The following is a 21407-nucleotide window of genomic DNA, read 5'->3' on the forward strand; positions in this document are numbered from 1 at the left end:
ACCCGGCGCACCGCGACCGCATCGCCTTCGTGCGCGTGGCCAGCGGCCACTTCGAGCGCGGCATGCGCCTGAAGGTGGTGCGCAGCGGCAAGGAACTGCGGCCCAACACCGTGGTGAGCTTCCTGTCGCAGCGCCGCGAGCTGCTGGACGAGGCCTTTGCCGGCGACATCATCGGCATTCCCAACCACGGCGTGCTGCAGCTGGGCGACACCCTGACCGAAGGCGAAGCCCTGCAGTTCACCGGACTGCCCTTCTTCGCGCCGGAAATCATCCGCAGCGTGGAAGTGGCCGACCCGCTCAAGACCAAGCAGTTGCGCGCCGGCCTGACCCAGCTGGGTGAAGAAGGCGCGATCCAGGTGTTCCGCCCCATCGCCGGCACGGTGCTGCTGCTGGGCGCGGTCGGTCAGCTGCAATTCGAGGTGGTGGCGCACCGGCTGGAGCACGAGTACGGCGTGCGCGCCCGCATCACGGGCAGTTCGTACAACGTGGCGCGCTGGGTCACCTGCGCGCCCGAAGACGGCGGCGAGCAGGAGCTCAAGCGCTTCATCGACGCCAACGCCCACCGGGTGGCGCTGGACGCGGTGGACGCGCCGACGGTGCTGCTGGACCACGGCGCGACGCTGCGTGCGGTGGAAGCCAACTGGCCCAAGATCAAGTTCCACGCGATGCGCGAGCACGCGGGCCTGGTGTTCCACAAGAGCATGTAAGCCGCCTCGGCGGCGGTGCCCGCGGCGCGTGGGTCCTGGCCAGGGTTCCGCCGTTTGCTGGCGTGCGGGGCCCCTCGTGCCCGCGGGCTGGCGCCGTGGTGCGTGCCTGATTACCATGCGCGCATGGCGACCCGACCCATCACCGATCCGTTCGTGCTGCACGCCTGCGAGCTGCTGTCCTGCCTTGGCCCAGTTGAGGCCAAGCGCATGTTCGGTGGCTACGGGTTGTCGGTGGAAGGGATGAACGTGGCGATCATTGCCGATGACACGCTGTACCTCAAAACCAATGTCGAGACCGTGGCGCAGTGGCTGGCCGCCGGTTCCAGGCCCTTCGAATACGAGGCCCGGGGCAAGCGCCTGTCGGTGCACTACCACACGCCGCCCGACGACGCGCTCGAATCGCCCAACCTGATGGCGCCCTGGGCCCGGCTGGCGCTGCAGGCGGCGCTGGCGGCGCGCGGTCCCAAACCGCCGAAACGGACCCCGCGACCGATCTGATCAGGAGCGCAGCGATTCCAGGGGCGTCAGCACCCGGCCGCGCCCCGCCACCAGAAACTCGCCGTAACCGAGCAACCCCCGCAGCACCCGCACCAGCGCCAGCCCCGACTGCCCGAGTGCGGCCGTCAGCTCGTGGAGGGGCAGCATCACCTCGCGGCGAAACCGGCCTGCTGCGGCTCCATCAGCCATCGGCGCCACCGCATCCGACCAGTCGAAGCAGACCGGCTGCGGGTCGTCGCGCGGCGCCAGCGGCTCCATCACCACGCGGGTGCCGGCCGGCACCAGCAGCGTGTCGCCGTCACGCAGAAAGCGGTCGCCCGCCTCGTCCGGCGACAGCCCGGCCGGCTGCCCCAGCGTGACCCACACCTTTCCGCGCCGGACGCGCAACAGCGCCGCGTCCTTCGGCCGCAGGCTCATGGCACAACCCGGGTGCAGGCGCCAAGCTCCGGCGCGAGCGGCGGCAACAACGGGGGAAACCGGGACAACGGCGGCGGACATCGTGCTCTCCTTGGGCTTTGTGACGGAGGCCATCTTCCCGCCGACGGGTCAAGCCGTCCAATGAAATGCGGCTAAGCTATTGATTCGACAAGCGCATCAATCAACCCGACCTGCAAGGCCCACCGACCATGCCGCTGCCCGCCAACCACCCCCGCACCCGCCCCATTGGCATGGGCCACCTGCGCGCCTTCGACGCCGTCGCGCGCCACCTCAACTTCCGCGCCGCAGCCGAAGAGCTGTCCCTCACGCAGAGCGCCGTGAGCCGGCAGATCCAGGCGCTGGAAGACGAGGTGGGCACGGCCCTCTTTCTGCGCCACACACGCGCGGTGGAACTGACCAGCGCGGGCACCCTGCTGCTGCGCGCAGCCGGCCTGTCGCTGGAGCGCATTGATGCCGCGGTGAGGCAGATCCGCCAGAGCGCGGGGCGCCGCAGCGTGGCCATCACGACCTGGGCGTCGTTCGCTTCGATGTGGCTGATCCCGCGGCTGGAGGCCTTTCAGCGCGAGCACCCGGACATCGACATCCGCATCGACGCCACCGACGCCGCGGTGGACCTGGCCACCGCCGACGTGGACCTGGCCTTGCGCTACGCCGTGCCGCAAGCCATCTCGCCCGGCGCGATCCGGCTGTTCGGCGAACAGCTCACGCCGGTGGCCAGCCGCTGGCTGCTCAAGGAGCACCGCATCGCCCAGCTGGCCGATCTGGCCCAGGTCACGCTCATCGAAGCCGGCGATGCGCACCGCACGCGCCACCTGGAGTGGCTGACCTGGCAACGCTGGCTCGACACCTTTGCGCCGCCCACCGGAGGGGGCGCCCGCGGCAAGGCCAAGGCCCGGCTCACGCCGCAGCGCTGGCTGTATTTCAACTACGCCAGCCAGATCGTGCAGGCGGCCCTGACCGGCCAGGGCGTGGCGCTGGCGCGCCTGCCGCTGGTGGCCGAGAGCCTGGCCAACGGCGACCTGATCGAACCCTTGCCGCAGATGCGGCTGGACTCGCCGCTGGTGTACTGGCTGGTGGTGGCCCCGCGCAGCGTGGTGCGCCCGGAGGTCAAGGCCTTTTGCGACTGGCTGCTGCGCGAGGCCGAACGCACCCGCCAGGCGATCGGCGAGGTGCCGGACCCGGACACGGTGGATCACATGGACTGACCCCCCTGCGCCGCTGCGCGGCTTCCCCCTGAAGGGGGGACCACGCCTGTGGCCGGGCAAAGCCCGTTCCACGGCGTGTGCGGGACAGAGGCACCTCGGCCTCCCGCCGCTTTGGTGCCTTTCTCTTCCAATCGCTCAGGCAAACTGCGCCGCTTTCCCTTTTGCATCCATGAGCCACTCCGCCCAACACGCCGCCGGCAACCTGCGCAGCATCGTCAACATGCTGCTGGCGGTGATGTTTTTTTCGCTCATGGACGCGGTGCTCAAGACGCTGTCGACCCACTACCCGCCGTTGCAGATGGCCTGCCTGCGCGGTGCCACCTCTTTGCCGCTGGTGCTGGCCTGGATCCAGTGGCGCGGCGGCTGGCACACGCTGCGCCAGCTGCGCTGGTCGCTGCACATCCTACGCGGCTGCCTGGGCATCACCATGCTGGCGCTGTTCACGCGCGGCGTGAGCGAGCTGCCGCTGTCCGCCACCTACACGCTGTTCTTCATCGCGCCGCTGCTGATCACGGCCTTGTCGGTTCTGGTGCTCAAGGAGCAGGTGCCCAAGGCCCATTGGTGGGCCATTGCGGTGGGCTTTGGCGGCGTGCTGGTGGCGCTGCGGCCCAACGGTGAGGACCTGCAAGCCGGCTTCATCACCATCGGCGGTGCCGCCATCCTCGGGGCGGCGCTGTGCTACGCGGTGGCGGCCGTCGCCGGCCGGCTGGTGAGCCGCACCGACAGCAGCGAATCCATGATCCTGAGCGGGATGGCGTTCATGGGCCTGGGCGGCGGCCTGCTGGCCGCACCGGGCTGGGTGCCCCTGTCCATGGACCACGCCGGTCTGTTGCTGGCGCTGGCCATCACGGGTTTTCTGGGCCAGCTGACCATCAACGAGGCGTTCCGCCACGGACAGGCGAGTGCGGTGGCCCCGTTCGAATACACCGCCCTGGCCTGGGGTGTGGGACTGGACTGGCTGGTCTGGCAGACCCTGCCCGAAGCCCATACCTGGCTGGGCGCCGCCATCATCGTCGGCAGCGGCCTCTACCTGGTGCGGCGCGAAAAACGCATCAGCGAAGTGCACGCCAGCGCTGAGCATCCTTGACCCGACCGACGGGCCATAAGGAGTCGACAACCACCCCTCCGGAGACCGTGCCCGCAACCAGGGCCCCCGTGGAACCGGCTTTGCCGGGCCACAGGGTGCGTCCCCCTCGAAGCGCCGAAGGCGCTCCACAGAGGGGGAAGCGGCGTCAGCCGCGCAGGGGGTGCCTCACTTCACCTCACTTCACCGGCCACATCACGCCGGTGTCGGCCAGGATCGCGTCCAGCGGCACATCGTGCGGCTCGGGCCGCAGATCGGGCACGTAGGCGAAGTCGTACCCCAGCCCGACGGTGAAGGGCTTGGGCTGCAGGCTGGCGAGCGTGCGGTCGTAGAAACCACCGCCGTAGCCCAGGCGATACCCGCCAGGGCCGTAGCCCACACAGGGCACGAAGATCAGCGTCGGCTGCACGATCTCGGTGTCCTTGGGTTTGGGGATGCCGTAGGCGTCTTCTTCCATCGGGCAGCCCGGGTACCAGGTGTAGAAGGTCAGGGTCTTGTCCACCTTGTTGACCACCGGCAGGCCGATGCGACGGTGCTTCTGCGCGCCCTGCGCGTCTTCTTCCAGCCCCGCTTCCTGCCAGCGGAACAGCGCGGGCAAAGGATCGAACTCGCCCTTGATGGGCCAGTAGGCGCCGATCACGGCGTCGGGCCGGTGGATCAGCCACACGCGCATCACGCGCTGCAGCAGATCGTTGCGCCAGGCGCGGTCGGCCAGGGCCTGCCGTTTGGCGATCAGTTGCTGGCGCCACGCGGCTTTGGAGCCGGGTTCCGGTAGGGGTTTGAGGGAACTCTGGCCGTCTTTGCTGTCCATAATCCAACCATGAATGCTGTGATCGCCAAACGAGGGCTCTTGCCCATTATGGCCGTGCTGCTGCTGCAGGGCGTGGCCTGGGCGCAACCGGCCGCCGACACCGCGCTGCTGGACATGCGCGAAGCCTTCCGCCGCAACAACGCGCCGGCCCTCACCGCCCTGCTGCCGCGCGTGCGCGGTCACCAGCTCGAACCCCTGGCCCAGTACTGGGAGGCCAAGGCGCGGCTGGAGACCGCCAGCCCGGCCGAGCTGCGCGAGGCCCTGGACCGCATGGCCGGCACCTACTGGGAAGACCGGCTGCGCAACGACTGGCTGCTGCGCCTGGGCCAGCAGCGCGACTGGACCACCTTCGCGGCCGAGCTGCCGCGCTACCGCATGAACGACGACCGGCAGGTGCAGTGCTACGCGCTCATGCTCGACGCCGTGTCCCAGCGCCAGCCGGCCGATGCGCTGGGGCGGCAGGTGGCCGACCTGTGGCTGGCGCAGCGCGACGCCGACGAGGGCTGCGCCACCGCCGCCAAGGCCTTTGTCGACAGCGGCCACCTGACCAGCGAATGGGTCTGGCGGCGCGCCCGCCTGGCCATGGAAGCCGGTCGCACCCGCGCCGTCACGCAGGCGGTGGCCATGGTGGACGCCGGTGCGCTGCCCGTGGTCAACGCCATCGCGGCCAACCCGGCGCGTTACCTGGACGAGAAGATCACCGCCATCCGCCCACGCACCAAGGAGCTGGTGACGCTGGCCATCATCAAGCTGGCCGATGGCAACCCCGACGCCGCCGCGCTGGAGCTGGACCACACGCGCTGGAAGGCGCAGCTGACGCAGGAAGAACGCAGCTGGCTGTGGGGCGTGATCGGCAAGCGCGCCGCGCAGAAGCTGCAGGACAACGCCCTGGTGTACTTCGCCAACGGGCAGGACCGCTTCATGCACAGCGACCACCTGGCCTGGAAGGTGCGCGCCGGCCTGCGCGCCGGCGCCTGGGGCCATGTGCTCGATGCCATCGGCGCCATGGGCGACGCGCAACGCGCCGAACCCGTCTGGATCTACTGGCAGGCACGGGCACTGCTCGCGCTCAAGCGACCCGATGCGGTGGCCGCCACGGCACAGGCGCGGGCGCTGTACGAATCCATCGCCTCGCCACGCGGCTTTTACGAACAGCTGGCGCTGGAAGAACTGGGCCGCCCCATCACCGTGCCCGCGCCACCGCCACCGCTGACCACGCAGGAGGAGGAGACCGCGCGCCTCAACCCCGGCCTGCAGCGCGCGCTGGCCGCCGTAGCCCTGGGCCTGCGCAGCGAAGGCGTGCGCGAGTGGAACTACACCACCAGCCTGCACACCGTCGGCGGCATGGGCGAACGCGAGCTGCTGGCCGCCGCGGCGCTGGCCTGCGAGCAGGCCCTCTGGGACCGCTGCATCAACAGCAGCGAACGCACCCGGCTGACGCAGGACTACGGCCAGCGCTTCCCGATGCCACACCAGAACGCGGTGCTGCAACGCGCCAGCGCCATCGGCCTGGACCCGGCCTACGTGTACGGCCTGATCCGGCAGGAAAGCCGCTTCATCACCGACGCCCGCTCGGGCGTGGGCGCCTCGGGCCTGATGCAGGTCATGCCCGCCACCGCGCGCTGGACCGCGCGCAAGATCGGCATGACCGACTTCCAGCCCCACCGCATCAGCGAACGCGACACCAACATCGCCATCGGCACCGCCTACCTCAAGCTCGCGCTGGACGACTTCGAAGGCTCCCTGCCCATGGCCGCCGCGGCCTACAACGCCGGCCCCAACCGGCCCCGCGCCTGGCGCAACGGCCCGGTGCTGGCGGGCGAGATCTGGGCCGAAAACATCCCGTTCGAAGAGACGCGCGACTACGTCAAGAAGGTGCTGGCCAACACCACCACCTACGCGGCCATCATCACCGGGCAACCCCAGTCGCTGCGCGCTCGGCTGGGCCTGGTGGGGCCGCGCTCCACGCCCACCCCGATCAACACCGAACTGCCCTGAGGCCCGCCCCATGCCCCAAGCCCTGGTCCTCGGTGGCACCGGCTTCGTCGGTCGCCACGTCTGCGAAAAGCTGGAGAGGGCCGGCTGGTCCGTCACCGTGCCCACGCGCCGCGCGGTCAACGCCGCGGCCGTGCAGCACCTGCCGCGCCTGACGGTGATCGAGGCCGACGTGCACGACCCGGTCGCGCTCACGCGCCTGCTGCCCGGCCACGATGCGGTGGTCAACCTGGTGGCCATCCTGCACGGCAGCGAGGCCGCGTTCGAGCGCACCCATGTCGAGCTGCCGCGCAAGATCGCGGCGGCCTGCCTGGCCAGCGACGTGCGCCGCCTGGTGCACATCAGCGCGCTGGGCGTGGCAGACGATGGCCCGGCGATGTACCAGCGCAGCAAGGCGCGTGGCGAGGCGCTGCTGCGCGCAGCCGCGGGGCTGAACCTCACGGTGCTGCGGCCCAGCGTCATTTTTGGCGCGGGCGACCGCTTCCTCAACCTGTTCGCGCAGCTGCAGGCGGTGTTCCCGGTGATGCCGCTGGCCGGCGCGTCCGCGCGCTTTCAGCCGGTGTGGGTGGAAGACGTGGCCAGCGCCGTGGTGCGTTGCCTGCAGGACGCCGCCACCGTGGGCCGGACTTTCGACTGCGCCGGCCCCGACGTGCTCACGCTGGCCGAACTGGTGCGCCTGGCCGGCCGCCACGGCAGCCGCGCGCGCCCGGTGCTGCCCCTGCCCATGGCCCTGGGCCGGCTGCAGGCGCGGGTGATGGAACTGGCCCCCGGCGAGCCACTGATGAGCCGCGACAACCTGGACGCGATGCGCGTGGACAACGTCGCCACCGGGCAGCACCCGGGCCTGGCGGCGCTGGGCATCGCGCCCGCGTCGGTGCGCGCCATCGCCCCCACCTATCTGGGCCGGCGGGGTGTGCGCAGCGGCCTGCTGCTGGCACGGGCGCGGCCGCGCCGCTGACGGACCGCCGCCCGCATTTGGACGAAAAAAATGCCACCGGATCACGACAACCCGGTGGCGGCAAGAGACTTCGTCTCAGATGAAAACGATCAGAACTTCATGCCGTATTGAACGCCGATGGACGTTTGACGCATCTTGACGGTTTCTGTGCCTGCCAACATGGAGGGGCCGGAAACCGACACGCTGGGCGCGTACATGAAAGACCAGCTCAGCTCCGATGTGGGGTTCATGGCATAGGTGCCGCCCAGGGTCAGGTGTGTTTTCATCACACCGGGGGCCAGGATGTTGGGCGTGATGTTGGCACCGGTCACCGGGTTGGTGCCGCTGTTGATGCCCGCGCGCAGCGTGGTGGTCGGGTTCATCGCCCACTGCACACCGATCTTGAACACGTCCACACCCTTCCAGCCGAAGCCGCCGCCAGGCGAGCCCCCCAAAGGACCGACCGTGGATGCATTACCGATCGCAGGCACCTTGTCGTAGCTGATGTGGTTGTAATCCAGCGCGACCTGCACGGCCGGGCTGGCCTGGAACGCCACGCCCACGCCATAGTTTTCAGGAATGTCGAAGTCGCCGCCATCCGCAAACAGACCCGCATAGTCCTTGAAGCGGCTCATGTTGATTTTGGGTGAGTAAGAGGCGCCGACCGAGACCCCGTTGCCAAACTTCCCCATGTAGCCCAAACGCACCCCCAGACCGGAGCTGTCGTCGTGTCCGTTGTTCGTCAGCGCCGCCGCATTGACCGTGCTGCCCATGAACCCATGCAGACCGTATGCCGAGAACTGCTGATACACCAGCAGCGGGCTCACGCCGATGGAATGGCTGGCGTTGAGTTTGTACGCAATGGTGGGAGCGACCACCAGCTGGGTCAGATCCACGCCCAACTGACCCATGCCGCACAGCGCGTTGGCACCGGGCATCGCCCCGCCACCGGGCATCGGACAGGTCAGCTGCCCCCCGGGATAGGTTGAATTCATGCCCCCGTTGCCATACACGGCGATGCCCAGAGACAGGTCATTCGACACGGTCTTGTTGTACCCAAACTCGGGCACGAAGAACAACTTCTTGTCGCTCCGAACCGTGGTGTCGATTCCCATGGGTGACGGTGCTGTGCCTGTGCGAGACATCTCGCGATCTGGCATGAACAAGTCCAGTCCTGCTTCCAGACGGTCACCGGCAAAAGCCGCCTGCGCCGGGTTGTTGGCGCCGGCAAAAGCGTCTTGCGCGATGGCCAGGCCAGCGCCGCCCATGCCTTTGGCCTTGATGCCATAGCCGTGGGAAAAATAGCCGTTGGTGGCGTGGGCAGCGGGGGCCAAGGCGGCGCCCAGCGCGAGCACGGCGGCAGCGCGCAGAGCGGTCTGCTGAAAGTTCATGAAGTCTCCTCGGGTGGTTGTTGTCGAATCTCGGTGTCAGCGGTGGCGGATCAGAACTCGCCCTTGGACGCGCGCTGCATCATGGTCCAGATGGTGTCGCGCACAGCCTGCGCTTCTTCCTTCAGCGGCGAGGGCAGCTTGCGGCCCATCTTGACCATCATGTCCATGTTCAGGGTGTAGAGCCACAGGCTGCCGTCGTCGTGCTCGACCATGCTGATGCGGCAGGGCAGGTAGGCGGCCATGTGCGGGCTGAAGTCCACCATGCGGCGCGCAGTGGCCGGGCTGCAGTAGGAATAGACCGTCAACAGCTTCTCTTTCTTGCCCGAACGGGCCTCAAGCTCTTTGGACAGGGGCAGCACGCCCACGTCGCGGATGTTGCGCTCCACCGCCACCAGCTTGAGGATTTCCTCGACGTCCTTGGCGCTCACGCCGTCCTTGACCCGGGCTTCCCAGGTGGTGGCCACGGCGATGTCGCCATTGCCCTCGATCCAGCGGTCCCACATGCGCGAGGCTTCACCACCGGCGCCGTCTTCGAGCTTGCCGAGCGTGGAGATGGTGCCGCAGCCGGTGGTGGCCAGCAGGGTGGCGGCCATGGCCAGGCCCAGGGAGATGCGTTTCCAGAGTTGCATGAGAGAGTCCTCGTGGTGTGTTTGTGGTGGGAACGTTCGGCGCGCGCGGTTTGATCAAAATCAAATCGCCGCAGCGGAACCAACCATAGCCATCCGCTTATGTTCAGACATCGGTGACTACCCTAGGGGGTAGGGTATCCACCGCATGAGAAAGGCTTATCCGGGAACACCAGGGATCGCGACCTGCCCAAACTTTGGCAAACTGCCCCGCATACGGATACCCCAAGGAAACGCCATGGCCGCCACCCGAACCAAGTCCCCCCAGCCCACCCTGTCCGCCGCCGGCTCCGCATCGTCGAGCTACCGGTCCGAGCACCAGCGCGACGTGATCAACCGGCTCAAGCGCATCGAAGGCCAGGTGCGTGGCCTGATCGACATGGTGGAAACCGGCCGCCCCTGCGAAGACGTGGCCCAGCAGATGTCCGCAGCGCGCAAGGCCATGGACAAGGCCTTCTACCGCATGATGGCCTGCTCGGTCATGGAGGCCGTGTCCGACAGCGAGGGCGACCCCATGCGCGAGGTGGAGCGTTCCACCCGCATCCTGGAGAAATACGCCTGAAGACGAGGCCGGCCGCGCCGCGGCACGGGCCCCGCCACGGCCGTGAATCAATGCGGCACCGATTTCGCATCAATCGGAACGCGCCCACCCCGTAGCATCGGAACCTCCACAGATTCCGGAGGTTTCCATGGCGCTGCAGCTCTACATCGGCAACAAAAACTACTCGTCCTGGTCCATGCGCCCCTGGGTGCTGCTGACGCAGGCCGGCATCCCGTTCGAGGAGGTCATGGTCCGCTTCGACTCGCTCGACGCCGGATCGGCCTTCAAGACCACCATCGGCCGCATCAACCCCGTGGGCAAGGTGCCGGCGCTGGTGGACGATGGCTTTGCGGTCTGGGACACGCTGGCCATCGCCGAGTACCTGGCCGAACGCTTTCCCGACCGGCAGCTCTGGCCCGCCGACCCGAAAGCCCGCGCGCGGGCGCGCAGCGTGTGCGCCGAAATGCACAGCGGTTTCTCTTCGCTGCGCAACCACTGCGGCATGAACATCGAAGCCTCGCTGCCCGAGGTCGGCCGCATCCTCTGGCGCGACCAGCCGGGCGTGCGCGCCGACCTGGCGCGCATCGAAACCCTGTGGACCGAGCTGCTGGCTGAGCACGGTGGCCCGATGCTGTTCGGCGCCTTCGGCATCGCCGACGCCTACTTCGCCCCGGTCTGCTCGCGCATCCGCACCTATGCGCTGCCGGTCAGCCCCACGGTGCAGGCCTATGTGGACCGGGTCCACGCCCTGCCCGGCGTGCAGGCCTGGGTGCAGCAAGCGCTGGCCGAACACGACTTCGTGGACTTCGACGAGCCCTACCGGTCCCGGCCGTAGGGCGCCGCGACACGACGCGCACCAGCCTCCGGGGACGCGGGGCCGTAAGCCACACGGCCACGGGTCGCGCCCTACACTCGCCGGATGGACATTTATCTCGTGGGTGGCGCGGTGCGCGACGCCCTGCTTGCGCGGGACACCGACACGGCCGCGCACTTCGACCGCGACTGGGTGGTGGTGGGCGCCACACCCGAGGCCATGGCCGCCCAGGGCTTCCTGCCGGTGGGCAAAGACTTCCCGGTGTTCCTGCACCCCCAGACCCGCGAGGAGTACGCGCTGGCGCGCACCGAGCGCAAGACCGCGCCGGGCTACCACGGCTTCCATTTCCACACCGACCCCGGCGTCACGCTCGAAGACGATCTGGCCCGGCGCGACCTGACCATCAACGCCATGGCGGTGGCCCAGGCCGAGGCCGACGACCCCGCGCACGCCCGGCTGATCGACCCCCACGGGGGCCAGCGCGACCTGCAGGCGCGCGTGCTGCGGCACGTGACCGGCGCCTTCGCCGAAGACCCGGTGCGCATCCTGCGGCTGGCGCGTTTCGCCGCCCGTTTTCCGGACTTTTCGGTCGCCCTCGAAACGCAGGCCCTGATGGTGCGGATGGTGGAAGACGGTGAGGTGGACCACCTGGTGCCCGAACGGGTCTGGCAGGAGCTTTCGCGCGGGCTGATGGAGCAACGCCCGAGCCGGATGTTCGAGGTGCTGCGCGGCTGCGGCGCCCTGACCCGCCTGCTGCCCGAGGTGGACCGCCTGTGGGGCGTGCCCCAGCGCGCCGACTACCACCCCGAGGTCGACACCGGCGTGCACCTGATGATGGTGCTGGACATGAGCGCGCGCCTGGGCGCCAGTCTGCCGGTGCGCTTTGCCTGCCTGGGCCACGACCTGGGCAAGGGCACCACACCCGCGGACGTGCTGCCGCGACACATCGGGCACGAAGAACGCAGCGCCCGCCTGCTCAAGGGCGTGTGCGAACGCTGGCGCGTGCCGCGCGAATGCCGCGAACTGGCCGACGTGGTAGCGCGCGAGCACGGTCACGTGCACCGCTGTGGCGACTTCAGTCCGACCGCCCTGCTGCGCCTGCTGGAGCGCTGCGACGCCCTGCGCCGGCCGGAGCGCTTCACCGAGGTGCTGCTGGCCTGCGAATGCGATGCGCGCGGCCGGCTGGGCTTTGAAGACAGCGCCTACCCGCAGCGCGACCGGTTGCTGCGCGCGCTGGCCGCCGCCAGCACCGTGGACCCCGCGCCACTGGCCGCCCACATCACGGCCAGCCTGCCGGACGACGCCACGGCCCAGGCCCGCGCCCAGCTGGGCCCGCGCATCGCGCACGCCGTGCACACCGCGCGGGCCGAAGCCGTGGCCGCGGCGCTCTGACACGCCCTGCACAGCGCCGTGGCCGTGGCCCCTCGCATCGAGACAGGGCGTGCCCGGCGCTGAACGTGCTGAGGCCCGGGCCACAAGGCCCCGGATAATCGCCCCATGGCCCACCTGCTGATTGTTGAAGACGACGAACTCCTGCGCGACGGTCTGAGTGCGCAACTCACCCAGGCCGGCCACCGCATCACCACCGCCGAAGACGGCGAAGCCGCCCTCGCCCGCCTGAGCGCCGAAGCCTTCGACGGCGTGGTGCTGGACCTGGGCCTGCCCAAGATCGATGGACTGTCCGTGCTGCGCCAGTTGCGCCAGCGCACGCCGGCGCTGCCGGTGCTCATCCTCACCGCACGCGACGGCATCGAAGACCGGGTCGAAGGCCTGAACGCCGGTGCCGACGACTACCTGACCAAACCGTTCAACCGCGACGAACTGATCGCGCGCCTGCAGTCCATGCTGCGGCGCGCCAGCCTGCCCGCGTTTGGCGCGCCTCCCACCAGCGCGCACGCCACGGCCAGCACCCTGCGGCTGGATCCGAGCCTGCCCCGCGCCTGGCTGGGGGACGACGTGATCGACCTGACCCAGCGCGAATGGGCGCTGCTGGACCTGCTGGTGCGCCACGCCGGCCAGGTGGTCAGCCGCGAAGACGTGCTGGGCGTCTGGCAGGCCGAGCCCGGCGAGGCCGGTGGCGTGGCCTCCAACGCGCTAGAGGTGTACGTGCACCGGCTGCGCCGCAAGCTGGCGGGCTCGACGCTGAACATCCGCAACATCCGCGGCCTGGGCTACATGCTGGAGGTATGAAAGCCCCCCTGCGCCGCTTCGAGTCGTCCCCTTGCTGCGCGGGGGGGACGCTCCCTGCGGCCCGGCAGAGCCGGTTTCACGGAGACCCCGGGACAGGGGCACGTGCGCCGGATACCGGTGTGTGGGTGCCGCACCGCTGACACGCCCTGCCCATGACCCCATCTGCCCGTCCCTCGTTGCGCCGCCAGTTGCTGCTCTGGCTGTTGCTGCCGCAGCTGGTGCTGTGGGCCGGCGGCGGCCTGCTGGCCTACCGCTTCGCGCTCAGTTACGCCGAAAAGGGCATCGACCAGTCGCTCACGCAGTCGGTGCGCTCGCTGGCGCGCCAGGTCAAGCCGGTCGGCTCGGGCCTGCTGGTGGACTTTCCGCGGGCGGCGCAGGACGTGCTGGAGGCCGACCCCGACGACCGCGTGAGCTACATGGTGTCCTCGCCGCCGGGGCAGTTTCTGCTGGGCAACCAGCGCCTGCCGCAGCCCGACACCCTGCCCGCCGCCCAAGGCGATCCGCTGCTCTACACCGCCACCATCGACGGCAAACCCATGCGCTTTGTGGCCATGGACGTGAGCTACGGCGAAACCGATGCGCCGCAGACGCTGCGCGTGCAGGTGGCCAAGGGCCTGGCGGTGCAGCAGCGCATTGCCGGGGAACTGGTGGCCGACATGCTGGCGCCGCTGCTGGCGCTGGGGGTGCTGCTGAGCCTGGCGGTGTACGGCGGCATCCAGCGCGGCCTGACCCCGCTCACGCGGCTGACGGCCCAGCTGGAGAACCGTTCGGTCAACGCGCTCTCGCCCATTGGCGCCACACAGGCCCCCGGCGAAGTGCACGCGCTGGTGCAGGCCATCAACGGCCTGCTGGGCGAGGTGGCGCGCAGCGTGCAGCAGGAAAAGCGCTTCCTCAACGACGCGGCCCACCAGCTGCGCACGCCGCTGGCCGGCCTGATCAGCCAGGTGGAACTGGCCCAGCGCCAGACCAGCGACCCGGCGCTGGCCCAGCGCCTGGCCAAGGTGCACACCGGCGCCGAACGCAGCGCCCACCTGGTGCACCAGTTGCTGACGCTGGCCCGCACCGAAAGCCAGGTGCGCCGTGAACCGTTGGACCTGGCCGCGCTGGCACGCGACGTGGCGCGCGAATGGACGCCGCGCGCCCTGGCCGCCGGCATGGACCTGGGTTACGAGGGCGACGAGCACCTGCACATCCAGGGCGATGCGCTGCAGCTGCGCGAAGCGATGAGCAACCTGATCGACAACGCGCTGCGTTACACCCCGCGCGGCAGCAGCATCACCCTGCGCGTGCACCCGGGCCCCGACGGCGCGCGGCTGGCGGTGGAAGACAACGGCCCGGGCCTGTCTGCCGACGACCTGAACCACGTGTTCCAGCGTTTCTGGCGCGCCAGCGAACGCCCCGGCGGCTGCGGCCTGGGCCTGGCCATCGTGCAGGAGATCGCCCACCGACACGGCGGCGAGGCCACGGTGCAGAGCCTGCAGCCGCAGGGGCTGCGGATCGAGTTGCGGCTGGTGTGAGGTGAAGCACCCCCTGCGCCGCTGACGCGCGCCTTGCAGGCCGCGACATCGCCAGAGGCGATGTCTCTTCGTCCCGTCCAAGCCTGCGCAGGCAGGCTTGGGAGCCGCGGTCCTCAGCCCCCTCTCTAGCGCGCCTTCGGCGCTTGGAGGGGGACGCCCCCTGTGGCCCGGCGAAGCCGGTTCCACGGGGGGCACTGGATCAAGGCACTTCGCGCCGGTACCGTGGTGCCCATACGCTGCGCGGCTGGGGCCAGACCACTTCATGCGTCGCGGATCGCGATCCAGTTCGATGCCCTTACCAATGACCTGTCCCATAAGCAGAGGAAGTAGAGGCCCGTTCGTCGGAAGGGAAGCCCGCTCCCCACGCCGTCAAGGCCGGGCTGAGCAGCGCAGGGGCGCCCGGAGAAGGAGCGCGCATGTTTGAGCGAAGCGAGTTTGCGCGCACCCCGGGCGAACCGAGCAGCGCAAGGCACCGCGCAGCGGCCCGGACTTCGGCTCGCCTTTTCTTTGCTTACTTTCTTTTGGCGAAGCAAAAGAAAGTGAGTCGGCCGCCGGGCCGAGACCCGGCCAAGCCACTTCAGCCAACGAAGAGAGAAGAAGCGTCCATCGAGGTCAGACGCACACCGGTCGACTGGTCGAACCAGTTGTTGTGCCGACCGCTCACCGTCATGCCCACGTTGTCGCCCACCGCCACCCGCGTGTTGGCCGCCTCGCGCACCGTGATCAGGCCCACCGCCGTCTTGACCACCACATAGGTGTCCGCGCCCGTGGGCTCCACCAGCACCACCTCGCCGCGCCAGTCGGCGCCGTCGCCCAGGTGGACGTGCTCGGGCCGCTGGCCCAGCGTGGCCAGCGGGCCTTCCGGGCACGGCAGGTCCAGCGCACCGCCTTCGAACACGAAGCGCCCGCCTTCACCGGCGCGCTCGACGCGGCCGTTGATGAAGTTCATGGTCGGCGAGCCGATGAAGCCGCCCACATAGGTGTTGACCGGGCGGCGGTAGATCTCGTCGGGCGTGCCGATCTGCTGCAGGATGCCGTCCTTCATCACCGCGATGCGGCTGCCCAGCGTCATGGCCTCGATCTGGTCGTGCGTCACGTACACCGTGGTGATGCCGCTGACGTGGTGCAGGCGCTTGATCTCGGCGCGCATTTCCACGCGCAGCTTGGCGTCCAGGTTGGACAGCGGCTCGTCGAACAAAAACAGCTGCGGGTCGCGCGCCAGGGCCCGGCCCATGGCCACGCGCTGGCGCTGGCCGCCCGAGAGCTGGGCCGGGCGGCGGTCCAGCAGGTGGCCGATCTGCAGCATGGCGGCCACCTCGTCGATGCGCTTCTTGCGCACGTCGGCCGGCACCTTGCGCATTTCCAGCGCGAAGCCGATGTTGTCGGCCACCGTCATGGTGGGGTAGAGCGCGTAGCTCTGGAACACCATGGCGATGTCGCGCTGCGCCGGCGCCATGCCGATCACGTTCTTGCCGCCGATGTGCAGTTCGCCTTCGGTCGGCTCTTCCAGGCCGGCAATGATGTTCAGCAGCGTGGACTTGCCGCAGCCCGAGGGGCCGACCAGGATGAGGAACTCGCCCGGGGCGACGTCGATGTCGATGCGTTTGAGCACCTCGACCGTCTTGTCGCCCTTGCCGAATGCCTTGCGGATGCCTTTGATGTGCAGTGGAGAAGCCATGATGTGATTCAACCTTTGACGGCGCCGGCCGTCAGACCCTTGACGAAGTACTGTCCCGCGAGCACGTAGACCAGCATGGTGGGCAGGCCGGCGATGATCGCCGCGGCCATGTCCACGTTGTAGTTCTTGACGCTGCTGGTGGTGTTGGCCATGTTGTTCAGGCCCACGGTCACCGGCTTGCTGTCGGCGCCGCTGAAGGCCACGCCGAACAGGAAGTCGTTCCAGATGTTGGTGAACTGCCAGATCAGCGTGACCATCATGATGGGCGTGGACATGGGCAGCACGATGCGCCAGAAGATGCGCCAGAAGCCCGCGCCGTCGATGCGCGCGGCGTTGACGAGCTCACGCGGCACGGCGGTGTAGTAGTTGCGGAAGAACAGCGTGGTGCCGGCCATGCCGGCCAGGCAGTGCACCAGCACCAGCCCGGCGATGGAACTGGACAGCCCCAGCCAGCCCAGCACCTGGCTCATGGGCAGCAGCACCACCTGGAACGGCATGAACACGCCGAACAGCAGGAAGCCGAACAGCACCTCGGAGCCGCGGAACTTCCACATGCTCAGCACGTAGCCGTTGATCGCGCCCCAGGCGGTGGAGATCAGCACCGCGGGCACCGCCATGAACACGGAGTTCATGAAGTACGGCTTGAGGCCGCGGCAGTCCACCCCGGTGCAGGCGCTGCTCCAGGCCAGGGCCCAGGACTCCAAGTTCAGCGATGTCGGCAGGCTCAGCAGGTTGCCGTTGCGGATCTGGTCGGCGTCCTTGAGCGAGGTGACGACCATCACGTACAGCGGCGCCAGGAAGAACAGCGCCGCCACCAGCAGCAGGCCGTAGGTGAACACCCGGCCGAAGGTCAGGGATTTAGCGGTCATGGGGCTTGCTCCGCAGTTCGCTGTAGAGGTAGGGAACAACAATCGCCGCCACGGTCGCCAGCATCATGGTGGCGCTGGCCGCGCCCAGGCCGATCTGGCCGCGGGTGAAGCTCATGGTGTACATGAAGGTGGCGGGCACGTCGGTCGCGTAACCGGGACCGCCGGCCGTCAGGGCCATCACCAGGTCGAAGCTCTTGATCGACAGGTGCGACAGCACCAGGATGGTCGAAAACACCACCGGTCGCAGGATCGGCAGGATGATGCGCCAGTAGATCAGCGGCAGCGAGGCGCCGTCGATCTGGGCCGCCTTGATGATGCTGTCGTCGATGCCGCGCAGGCCGGCCAGGAACAGCGCCATCGCGAAGCCGGCCGACTGCCAGATGCCGGCGATCACCACGCAGTAGATCGCGTAGTCGGACTGCACCAGCCAGTCGAAATTGAAGGTCGTCCAGCCGAGGTCGTGCATCAGTTTCTGCAGCCCGTCGCTGGGGTTGAGGATCCACTTCCAGGCCGTGCCGGTCACGATGAACGACAGCGCCATGGGGTAGAGGTAGATGGTGCGCAGCCAGCCTTCGGCACGGATCTTCTGGTCCAGAAAGATCGCCAGCACCATGCCGACGAGCATGGAGCCGCCGACATAGAGCGCGCTGAAGATGCCCAGGTTCTTGAGCGCGACGTACCAGCGGTCCATGGACCAGAGCTGGACGTACTGCTCCAGACCGACAAAGGTCTCGTAGTTGGGCAGCATGCGGGATCCGGTCAGCGAGAGCACGCCGTTCCAGATCATCAGCCCGTAGATGAACGCGAAGCCGAGCACGAAGCTGGGCGCGATCACCAGCTTGGGCAGCAGGTTCTCGAAGCTTTTCATGGGAGTTCCAAAACGGGCCACGTGGCACCTGTCACCGTGGAGGTGGGCGCCCGGCACCGGTGCTGGATGCAAGGCGCACAACGCAGGCGGGCCAATTGACCCGACGAGGCTTTGCAACGCTGCAACCCACCCGTTGCCGGGATGCCCACGCCGCGCGGGACGGGTTCCGCGTGGCCCAACAAGCCCATCCACCGGGGATGGGCTTGTACTGGCGTCAGGGGACGGGACTTACTTGGTGGTCGCGGCCTTGGCGATGTTCTTCACACCGTCGGCAACCGAGATCTTGTCGTCGTTCCAGAACTGGCTGACGGCGTCCTTGATGGCGCCTTCGGCGGCCGGGCTGATGGCCATGCCGTGGGCCACGGAGGGCACCAGGCCACCGCTCTTGGCGGTGTCGACGAAGTCCTTGCTGGAGAGCTTGGCGCAGTCGTCGAACTTGTCCATCTTCATGCCCAGGCGGACCGGGATGGAACCCTTGTTCAGGTTGAAGACTTCCTGGAACTCGTTGCCCATGATGGCGGCAGCCAGGTCGCCCTGGGCCTTCTGGGCGGTGGCGTCCTTGAGCTTGAACATCGCGAACGAGTCGACGTTGAAGGTGTAGGCGTTGCCCGTGCCCGGGGCAGCGGCGCAGATGTAGTCCTTGCCCGGCACCTTGCCAGCGGCGGTGAACTCGCCCTTGGCCCAGTCACCCATGAACTGGAAAGCGGCCTTTTCCTGGATCACCATGGCCGTGGCCAGGTTCCAGTCGCGGCCCGGGGCGGCGGCGTCGGTGTAACCCTTGATCTTGCGGAAGGTCTCCAGCGACTTGGTCATGGTCGGGCTGGTCAGGGCCTTGGGGTCGAGCTTGACCAGGGCGTCCTGGTAGAACTTGGCGCCACCGACACCCAGCACCACCGATTCGAAGGTGGTGAAGTCCTGCCAGTTCTGGCCACCGTGGGCGACGGCCACCAGGCCGGCCTTCTTGACCTTGTCGGCCGCGACGAAGAACTCGTCCCAGGTCTTGGGCGTGCCGGCCACGCCGGCCTTCTTCAGCACATTGGCGTTGGCCCACATCCAGTTGACGCGGTGCACGTTGACCGGGGCGGCCACGTAGTTGCCCTTGTACTTCATGACGTTGGCGACCACGCCCGGCAGCAGGCTGTCCCACTTCTCGGCCTTGGCGACGGCGTCCAGGTTGGCCAGCACCCCTTCGTTGGCCCATTCCTGGATGGCCGGACCCTTGATCTGGGCGGCGGCCGGCGGGTTGCCCGCGACCACGCGGCTCTTGAGGACGGTCATGGCGGCATCGCCACCGCCGCCGGCCACGGCGAAGTCCTTCCAGGTGTGGCCCTTGCCCTGCATGATCTTCTTGAGCTCGCCGACCGACTTGGCCTCACCGCCGGAAGTCCACCAGTGCAGGACTTCCACCTCGCCGGCAACAGCGGCGGAGCCGGTCATCACAAAGGCGACGGCGGTGGCGAGTTTCGAGAGTTTCATCATGATGTCCCCATCCAAAAATATGAAATGGCCGCGTGTGGTTTGAGTAGGCGCGGCATTGAGCGAGACGGCACCATGCCGTCTCGGTCGTTAATATTTCATTAATTAATGACGAAGACCATCAGGACAAACCCGTACCGGTCACCGAAGACGCCGGTGTTTGACGCCGGTCAATGGTCGGCGTCGAGCGCGCGGGCGGCGCCCATGAGCGCCGGGGACTGGCGCGAGGTGATGACCCAGACCGGGATGGGCTGCAGGTAGGCGCTGAACCGGCCCTTGGCCTCGAAGCGCTGGCGGAACGGCGAGCGGTCAAAGCCGTCGCCCAGGCGCGGCACGATGCCGCCGCCGATGAACACCCCGCCCCGCGCGCCCAGGGTGAGCGCCAGGTTGCCGGCCACCGAACCGAGCAGTGCGCAGAAGTGGGTGAGCGCTTCCACCGCCTGCGGCAGCTGGCCGGCCAGCGCCGCATCGGTCACCTCGGCCGCGCTGCCCAGGGCCCGCTCGGGCACACCGTCGGCCGCGCACAGGATGGCACAGGCGTCCACCAGGCCCTGGCCACACAGCAGGCGCTCGGCCGAGGCGCGGCCATAACGCTGGATCAGACCATCCATGACCAGGCGCTCGCGCGCGCTGACCGCGGGCAGGGTGACGTGGCCGCCCTCGCCTTCGATCGGCAGCCAGCCACCGCGCCGGTCGGGCAGCAGGCCCGAGACGCCCAGGCCGGTGCCGGCGCCCAGCAGGGCGATCGGTGCGTCGGGCACGACCGCAGCACCGCCGACCTGGCGCAGCTCGTCGGCCGGCAGCACCGGCAGGGCCAGCGCCAGCGCGGTGAAGTCGTTGAGCAGCTGCAAGGTCTGCAGGCCGAATTCGGCCTTCACGGCCGATTGCGAGAACACCCAGTGGTGGTTGGTCATGCGCACCTCGTCGCCCGTGATCGGGTTGGCGATGGCGATGGCCGCGGCCTGCGGGCGGCCCTGGTTCAGGCCGCCCAGGTAGGCGTGCATGGCCGCGGGCAGCGTGGGGTAATCGGCGCAGGGCAGCACGCGCACGTCGGTGATGGGGGCGCCGGCGCTGGCCTGCCAGGCGAAACGGGCGTTGGTGCCGCCGACGTCGGCGAGCAGGCGGGGGAAAGGACGGGCGGAAGCGGTGGTCAGGGGCATGGCGGTTCGGACGGCGGGCGCCGCCGGTTCACAACCGGACCCAGCCCCGCACTGCGGCGCGATGATACCGGCCACGTAACATAGTTACAAGACCGGCCCCTGCCCCGGTACGGGCGTCAGCGCAGCTGCGAGCGCGCCCAGCGCACGATGTCGGCCGCGCCCATGGCGCCGGGCTGGCGCGCGACCTCGCGCCCGTTCACGAACAGCGCCAGGGTCGGGATGCTGCGGATGTTGTGGCGCACCGCGAGGTTCTGCACGGCTTCGGTGTTCACCTTGGCCAGGCGCATGTGCGGCTCCAGCTGCTGCGCCGCCTGTTCAAAAGCCGGGGCCATCATGCGGCAGGGGCCGCACCAGGGCGCCCAGAAATCCACCAGCACCGGCACCTGCGAGCGGGCGATGTGTTTGTCGAACGCGGCTTCGTCGTCCAGCGCGACCGGGTGGCCGTTGAACAGCGGTTGGTGGCACTTGCCGCAATCGGGCGCGCCGGCCAGGTCGGCGGCCGCGACGCGATTGGTGGTGTGGCAGTGGGGGCAGACGATGTGCAGGGGATCGGTGGACATGGAAACACTCCTCGTAACGCCCACATGCGGCCGCCCCCACGC

The 21407-nt window shown here is 68.8% G+C and carries 21 protein-coding genes; 11 read left to right on the forward strand and 10 right to left on the reverse strand.

The window, feature by feature from the left end:
* A partial coding sequence (locus tag RMP09_RS20925) for an EF-Tu/IF-2/RF-3 family GTPase (RefSeq protein ID WP_310567907.1) occupies positions 1-707 on the forward strand: 707 nt, incomplete at its 5' end.
* A 123-nt stretch (positions 708-830) separates the two neighbouring features.
* Positions 831-1205: a TfoX/Sxy family protein gene (locus tag RMP09_RS20930; protein WP_310567908.1), complete on the forward strand. Its 375-nt coding sequence runs from the start codon at positions 831-833 to the stop codon at positions 1203-1205.
* Here the strand turns inward: RMP09_RS20930 and RMP09_RS20935 are convergent, their stop codons facing one another.
* On the reverse strand, positions 1206-1703 hold the full coding sequence (locus RMP09_RS20935) for a DUF2917 domain-containing protein (RefSeq protein ID WP_310567909.1): 498 nt from the start codon (positions 1701-1703) through the stop codon (positions 1206-1208).
* Positions 1704-1831: 128 nt separating this feature from the next.
* Here RMP09_RS20935 and RMP09_RS20940 point away from each other — a divergent pair, with 128 nt between their 5' ends.
* Together RMP09_RS20940 and RMP09_RS20945 are read left to right on the forward strand one after the other, a co-directional pair.
* Positions 1832-2848 (forward strand): LysR substrate-binding domain-containing protein, encoded by a 1017-nt coding sequence (locus RMP09_RS20940; RefSeq protein WP_310567910.1) that lies wholly within the window; start codon positions 1832-1834, stop codon positions 2846-2848.
* A gap of 169 nt (positions 2849-3017) precedes the next feature.
* On the forward strand, positions 3018-3935 hold the full coding sequence (locus tag RMP09_RS20945) for a DMT family transporter (protein ID WP_310567911.1): 918 nt from the start codon (positions 3018-3020) through the stop codon (positions 3933-3935).
* A gap of 175 nt (positions 3936-4110) precedes the next feature.
* Here the strand turns inward: RMP09_RS20945 and RMP09_RS20950 are convergent, their stop codons facing one another.
* On the reverse strand, positions 4111-4743 hold the full coding sequence (locus RMP09_RS20950) for a 5-formyltetrahydrofolate cyclo-ligase (RefSeq protein ID WP_310567912.1): 633 nt from the start codon (positions 4741-4743) through the stop codon (positions 4111-4113).
* A 9-nt stretch (positions 4744-4752) separates the two neighbouring features.
* Between RMP09_RS20950 and RMP09_RS20955 the strand changes: the two genes are divergently transcribed.
* A complete protein-coding gene (locus RMP09_RS20955) occupies positions 4753-6741 on the forward strand; it encodes a transglycosylase SLT domain-containing protein (protein WP_409559768.1) in 1989 nt (662 codons plus the stop codon).
* A gap of 10 nt (positions 6742-6751) precedes the next feature.
* Positions 6752-7696 (forward strand): complex I NDUFA9 subunit family protein, encoded by a 945-nt coding sequence (locus RMP09_RS20960; RefSeq protein ID WP_310567913.1) that lies wholly within the window; start codon positions 6752-6754, stop codon positions 7694-7696.
* Between the two features lie 89 nt (positions 7697-7785).
* Here RMP09_RS20960 and RMP09_RS20965 read toward each other — a convergent pair whose 3' ends face one another.
* Both RMP09_RS20965 and RMP09_RS20970 read right to left on the reverse strand, forming a co-directional pair.
* Entirely contained in the window at positions 7786-9066 is a 1281-nt protein-coding gene (locus RMP09_RS20965) for an OmpP1/FadL family transporter (protein ID WP_310567914.1), read from the reverse strand.
* Positions 9067-9116: 50 nt separating this feature from the next.
* Positions 9117-9695 (reverse strand): DUF302 domain-containing protein, encoded by a 579-nt coding sequence (locus RMP09_RS20970; RefSeq protein WP_310567915.1) that lies wholly within the window; start codon positions 9693-9695, stop codon positions 9117-9119.
* A gap of 235 nt (positions 9696-9930) precedes the next feature.
* On the opposite strand from RMP09_RS20970, the gene RMP09_RS20975 reads away from it, so the two are divergent.
* The 5 genes from RMP09_RS20975 (at position 9931) to RMP09_RS20995 (ending at position 14754) form a co-directional block, all read left to right on the forward strand.
* Complete coding sequence (locus RMP09_RS20975) at positions 9931-10254, forward strand: metal-sensitive transcriptional regulator (protein ID WP_310567916.1); 324 nt, start codon at positions 9931-9933, stop codon at positions 10252-10254.
* 127 nt (positions 10255-10381) lie between these two features.
* Positions 10382-11068, forward strand: coding sequence for a glutathione S-transferase family protein (locus RMP09_RS20980; protein WP_310567917.1), 687 nt, complete (start codon positions 10382-10384; stop codon positions 11066-11068).
* An 84-nt stretch (positions 11069-11152) separates the two neighbouring features.
* Positions 11153-12439 (forward strand): multifunctional CCA addition/repair protein, encoded by a 1287-nt coding sequence (locus RMP09_RS20985; RefSeq protein WP_310567918.1) that lies wholly within the window; start codon positions 11153-11155, stop codon positions 12437-12439.
* A gap of 105 nt (positions 12440-12544) precedes the next feature.
* Positions 12545-13237, forward strand: coding sequence for a response regulator transcription factor (locus RMP09_RS20990; protein ID WP_310567919.1), 693 nt, complete (start codon positions 12545-12547; stop codon positions 13235-13237).
* 152 nt (positions 13238-13389) lie between these two features.
* Positions 13390-14754, forward strand: coding sequence for a sensor histidine kinase (locus RMP09_RS20995; RefSeq protein WP_310567920.1), 1365 nt, complete (start codon positions 13390-13392; stop codon positions 14752-14754).
* A gap of 577 nt (positions 14755-15331) precedes the next feature.
* Here the strand turns inward: RMP09_RS20995 and RMP09_RS21000 are convergent.
* From RMP09_RS21000 to trxC, 6 genes are all read right to left on the reverse strand, one after another.
* Positions 15332-16432, reverse strand: coding sequence for an ABC transporter ATP-binding protein (locus RMP09_RS21000; RefSeq protein ID WP_310567921.1), 1101 nt, complete (start codon positions 16430-16432; stop codon positions 15332-15334).
* Positions 16433-16440: 8 nt separating this feature from the next.
* Positions 16441-17301 (reverse strand): carbohydrate ABC transporter permease, encoded by an 861-nt coding sequence (locus tag RMP09_RS21005; RefSeq protein ID WP_310567922.1) that lies wholly within the window; start codon positions 17299-17301, stop codon positions 16441-16443.
* Positions 17291-18169: a sugar ABC transporter permease gene (locus tag RMP09_RS21010; RefSeq protein WP_310567923.1), complete on the reverse strand. Its 879-nt coding sequence runs from the start codon at positions 18167-18169 to the stop codon at positions 17291-17293. The genes RMP09_RS21005 and RMP09_RS21010 overlap by 11 nt, the downstream gene beginning before the upstream one ends.
* Before the next feature lie 228 nt (positions 18170-18397).
* A complete protein-coding gene (locus RMP09_RS21015) occupies positions 18398-19648 on the reverse strand; it encodes an ABC transporter substrate-binding protein (protein WP_310567924.1) in 1251 nt (416 codons plus the stop codon).
* 167 nt (positions 19649-19815) lie between these two features.
* Positions 19816-20805: a glucokinase gene (locus RMP09_RS21020; RefSeq protein WP_310567925.1), complete on the reverse strand. Its 990-nt coding sequence runs from the start codon at positions 20803-20805 to the stop codon at positions 19816-19818.
* 116 nt (positions 20806-20921) lie between these two features.
* Positions 20922-21365, reverse strand: coding sequence for a thioredoxin TrxC (trxC, locus tag RMP09_RS21025; RefSeq protein ID WP_310567926.1), 444 nt, complete (start codon positions 21363-21365; stop codon positions 20922-20924).
* Positions 21366-21407 lie beyond the last annotated feature (42 nt).

The sequence above is a fragment of the Hydrogenophaga sp. genome (assembly GCF_031426985.1).
GTDB lineage: Bacteria > Pseudomonadota > Gammaproteobacteria > Burkholderiales > Burkholderiaceae_C > Hydrogenophaga.

Excerpts from the sequence above, each read along its gene's own strand:
- RMP09_RS21010 (WP_310567923.1), bottom strand. The coding sequence starts at position 18,169 with ATGAAAAGCTTCGAGAACCTGCTGCCCAAGCTGGTGATCGCGCCCAGC.
- RMP09_RS20980 (WP_310567917.1), top strand. The coding sequence starts at position 10,382 with ATGGCGCTGCAGCTCTACATCGGCAACAAAAACTACTCGTCCTGGTCC.
- trxC (WP_310567926.1), bottom strand. The coding sequence starts at position 21,365 with ATGTCCACCGATCCCCTGCACATCGTCTGCCCCCACTGCCACACCACC.
- RMP09_RS20990 (WP_310567919.1), top strand. The coding sequence starts at position 12,545 with ATGGCCCACCTGCTGATTGTTGAAGACGACGAACTCCTGCGCGACGGT.
- RMP09_RS20985 (WP_310567918.1), top strand. The coding sequence starts at position 11,153 with ATGGACATTTATCTCGTGGGTGGCGCGGTGCGCGACGCCCTGCTTGCG.
- RMP09_RS20930 (WP_310567908.1), top strand. The coding sequence starts at position 831 with ATGGCGACCCGACCCATCACCGATCCGTTCGTGCTGCACGCCTGCGAG.
- RMP09_RS20955 (WP_409559768.1), top strand. The coding sequence starts at position 4,753 with ATGAATGCTGTGATCGCCAAACGAGGGCTCTTGCCCATTATGGCCGTG.
- RMP09_RS20965 (WP_310567914.1), bottom strand. The coding sequence starts at position 9,066 with ATGAACTTTCAGCAGACCGCTCTGCGCGCTGCCGCCGTGCTCGCGCTG.
- RMP09_RS21020 (WP_310567925.1), bottom strand. The coding sequence starts at position 20,805 with ATGCCCCTGACCACCGCTTCCGCCCGTCCTTTCCCCCGCCTGCTCGCC.
- RMP09_RS21000 (WP_310567921.1), bottom strand. The coding sequence starts at position 16,432 with ATGGCTTCTCCACTGCACATCAAAGGCATCCGCAAGGCATTCGGCAAG.
- RMP09_RS20975 (WP_310567916.1), top strand. The coding sequence starts at position 9,931 with ATGGCCGCCACCCGAACCAAGTCCCCCCAGCCCACCCTGTCCGCCGCC.
- RMP09_RS20970 (WP_310567915.1), bottom strand. The coding sequence starts at position 9,695 with ATGCAACTCTGGAAACGCATCTCCCTGGGCCTGGCCATGGCCGCCACC.
- RMP09_RS20945 (WP_310567911.1), top strand. The coding sequence starts at position 3,018 with ATGAGCCACTCCGCCCAACACGCCGCCGGCAACCTGCGCAGCATCGTC.
- RMP09_RS20950 (WP_310567912.1), bottom strand. The coding sequence starts at position 4,743 with ATGGACAGCAAAGACGGCCAGAGTTCCCTCAAACCCCTACCGGAACCC.
- RMP09_RS20940 (WP_310567910.1), top strand. The coding sequence starts at position 1,832 with ATGCCGCTGCCCGCCAACCACCCCCGCACCCGCCCCATTGGCATGGGC.
- RMP09_RS20995 (WP_310567920.1), top strand. The coding sequence starts at position 13,390 with ATGACCCCATCTGCCCGTCCCTCGTTGCGCCGCCAGTTGCTGCTCTGG.
- RMP09_RS20960 (WP_310567913.1), top strand. The coding sequence starts at position 6,752 with ATGCCCCAAGCCCTGGTCCTCGGTGGCACCGGCTTCGTCGGTCGCCAC.
- RMP09_RS20935 (WP_310567909.1), bottom strand. The coding sequence starts at position 1,703 with ATGTCCGCCGCCGTTGTCCCGGTTTCCCCCGTTGTTGCCGCCGCTCGC.
- RMP09_RS21015 (WP_310567924.1), bottom strand. The coding sequence starts at position 19,648 with ATGATGAAACTCTCGAAACTCGCCACCGCCGTCGCCTTTGTGATGACC.
- RMP09_RS21005 (WP_310567922.1), bottom strand. The coding sequence starts at position 17,301 with ATGACCGCTAAATCCCTGACCTTCGGCCGGGTGTTCACCTACGGCCTG.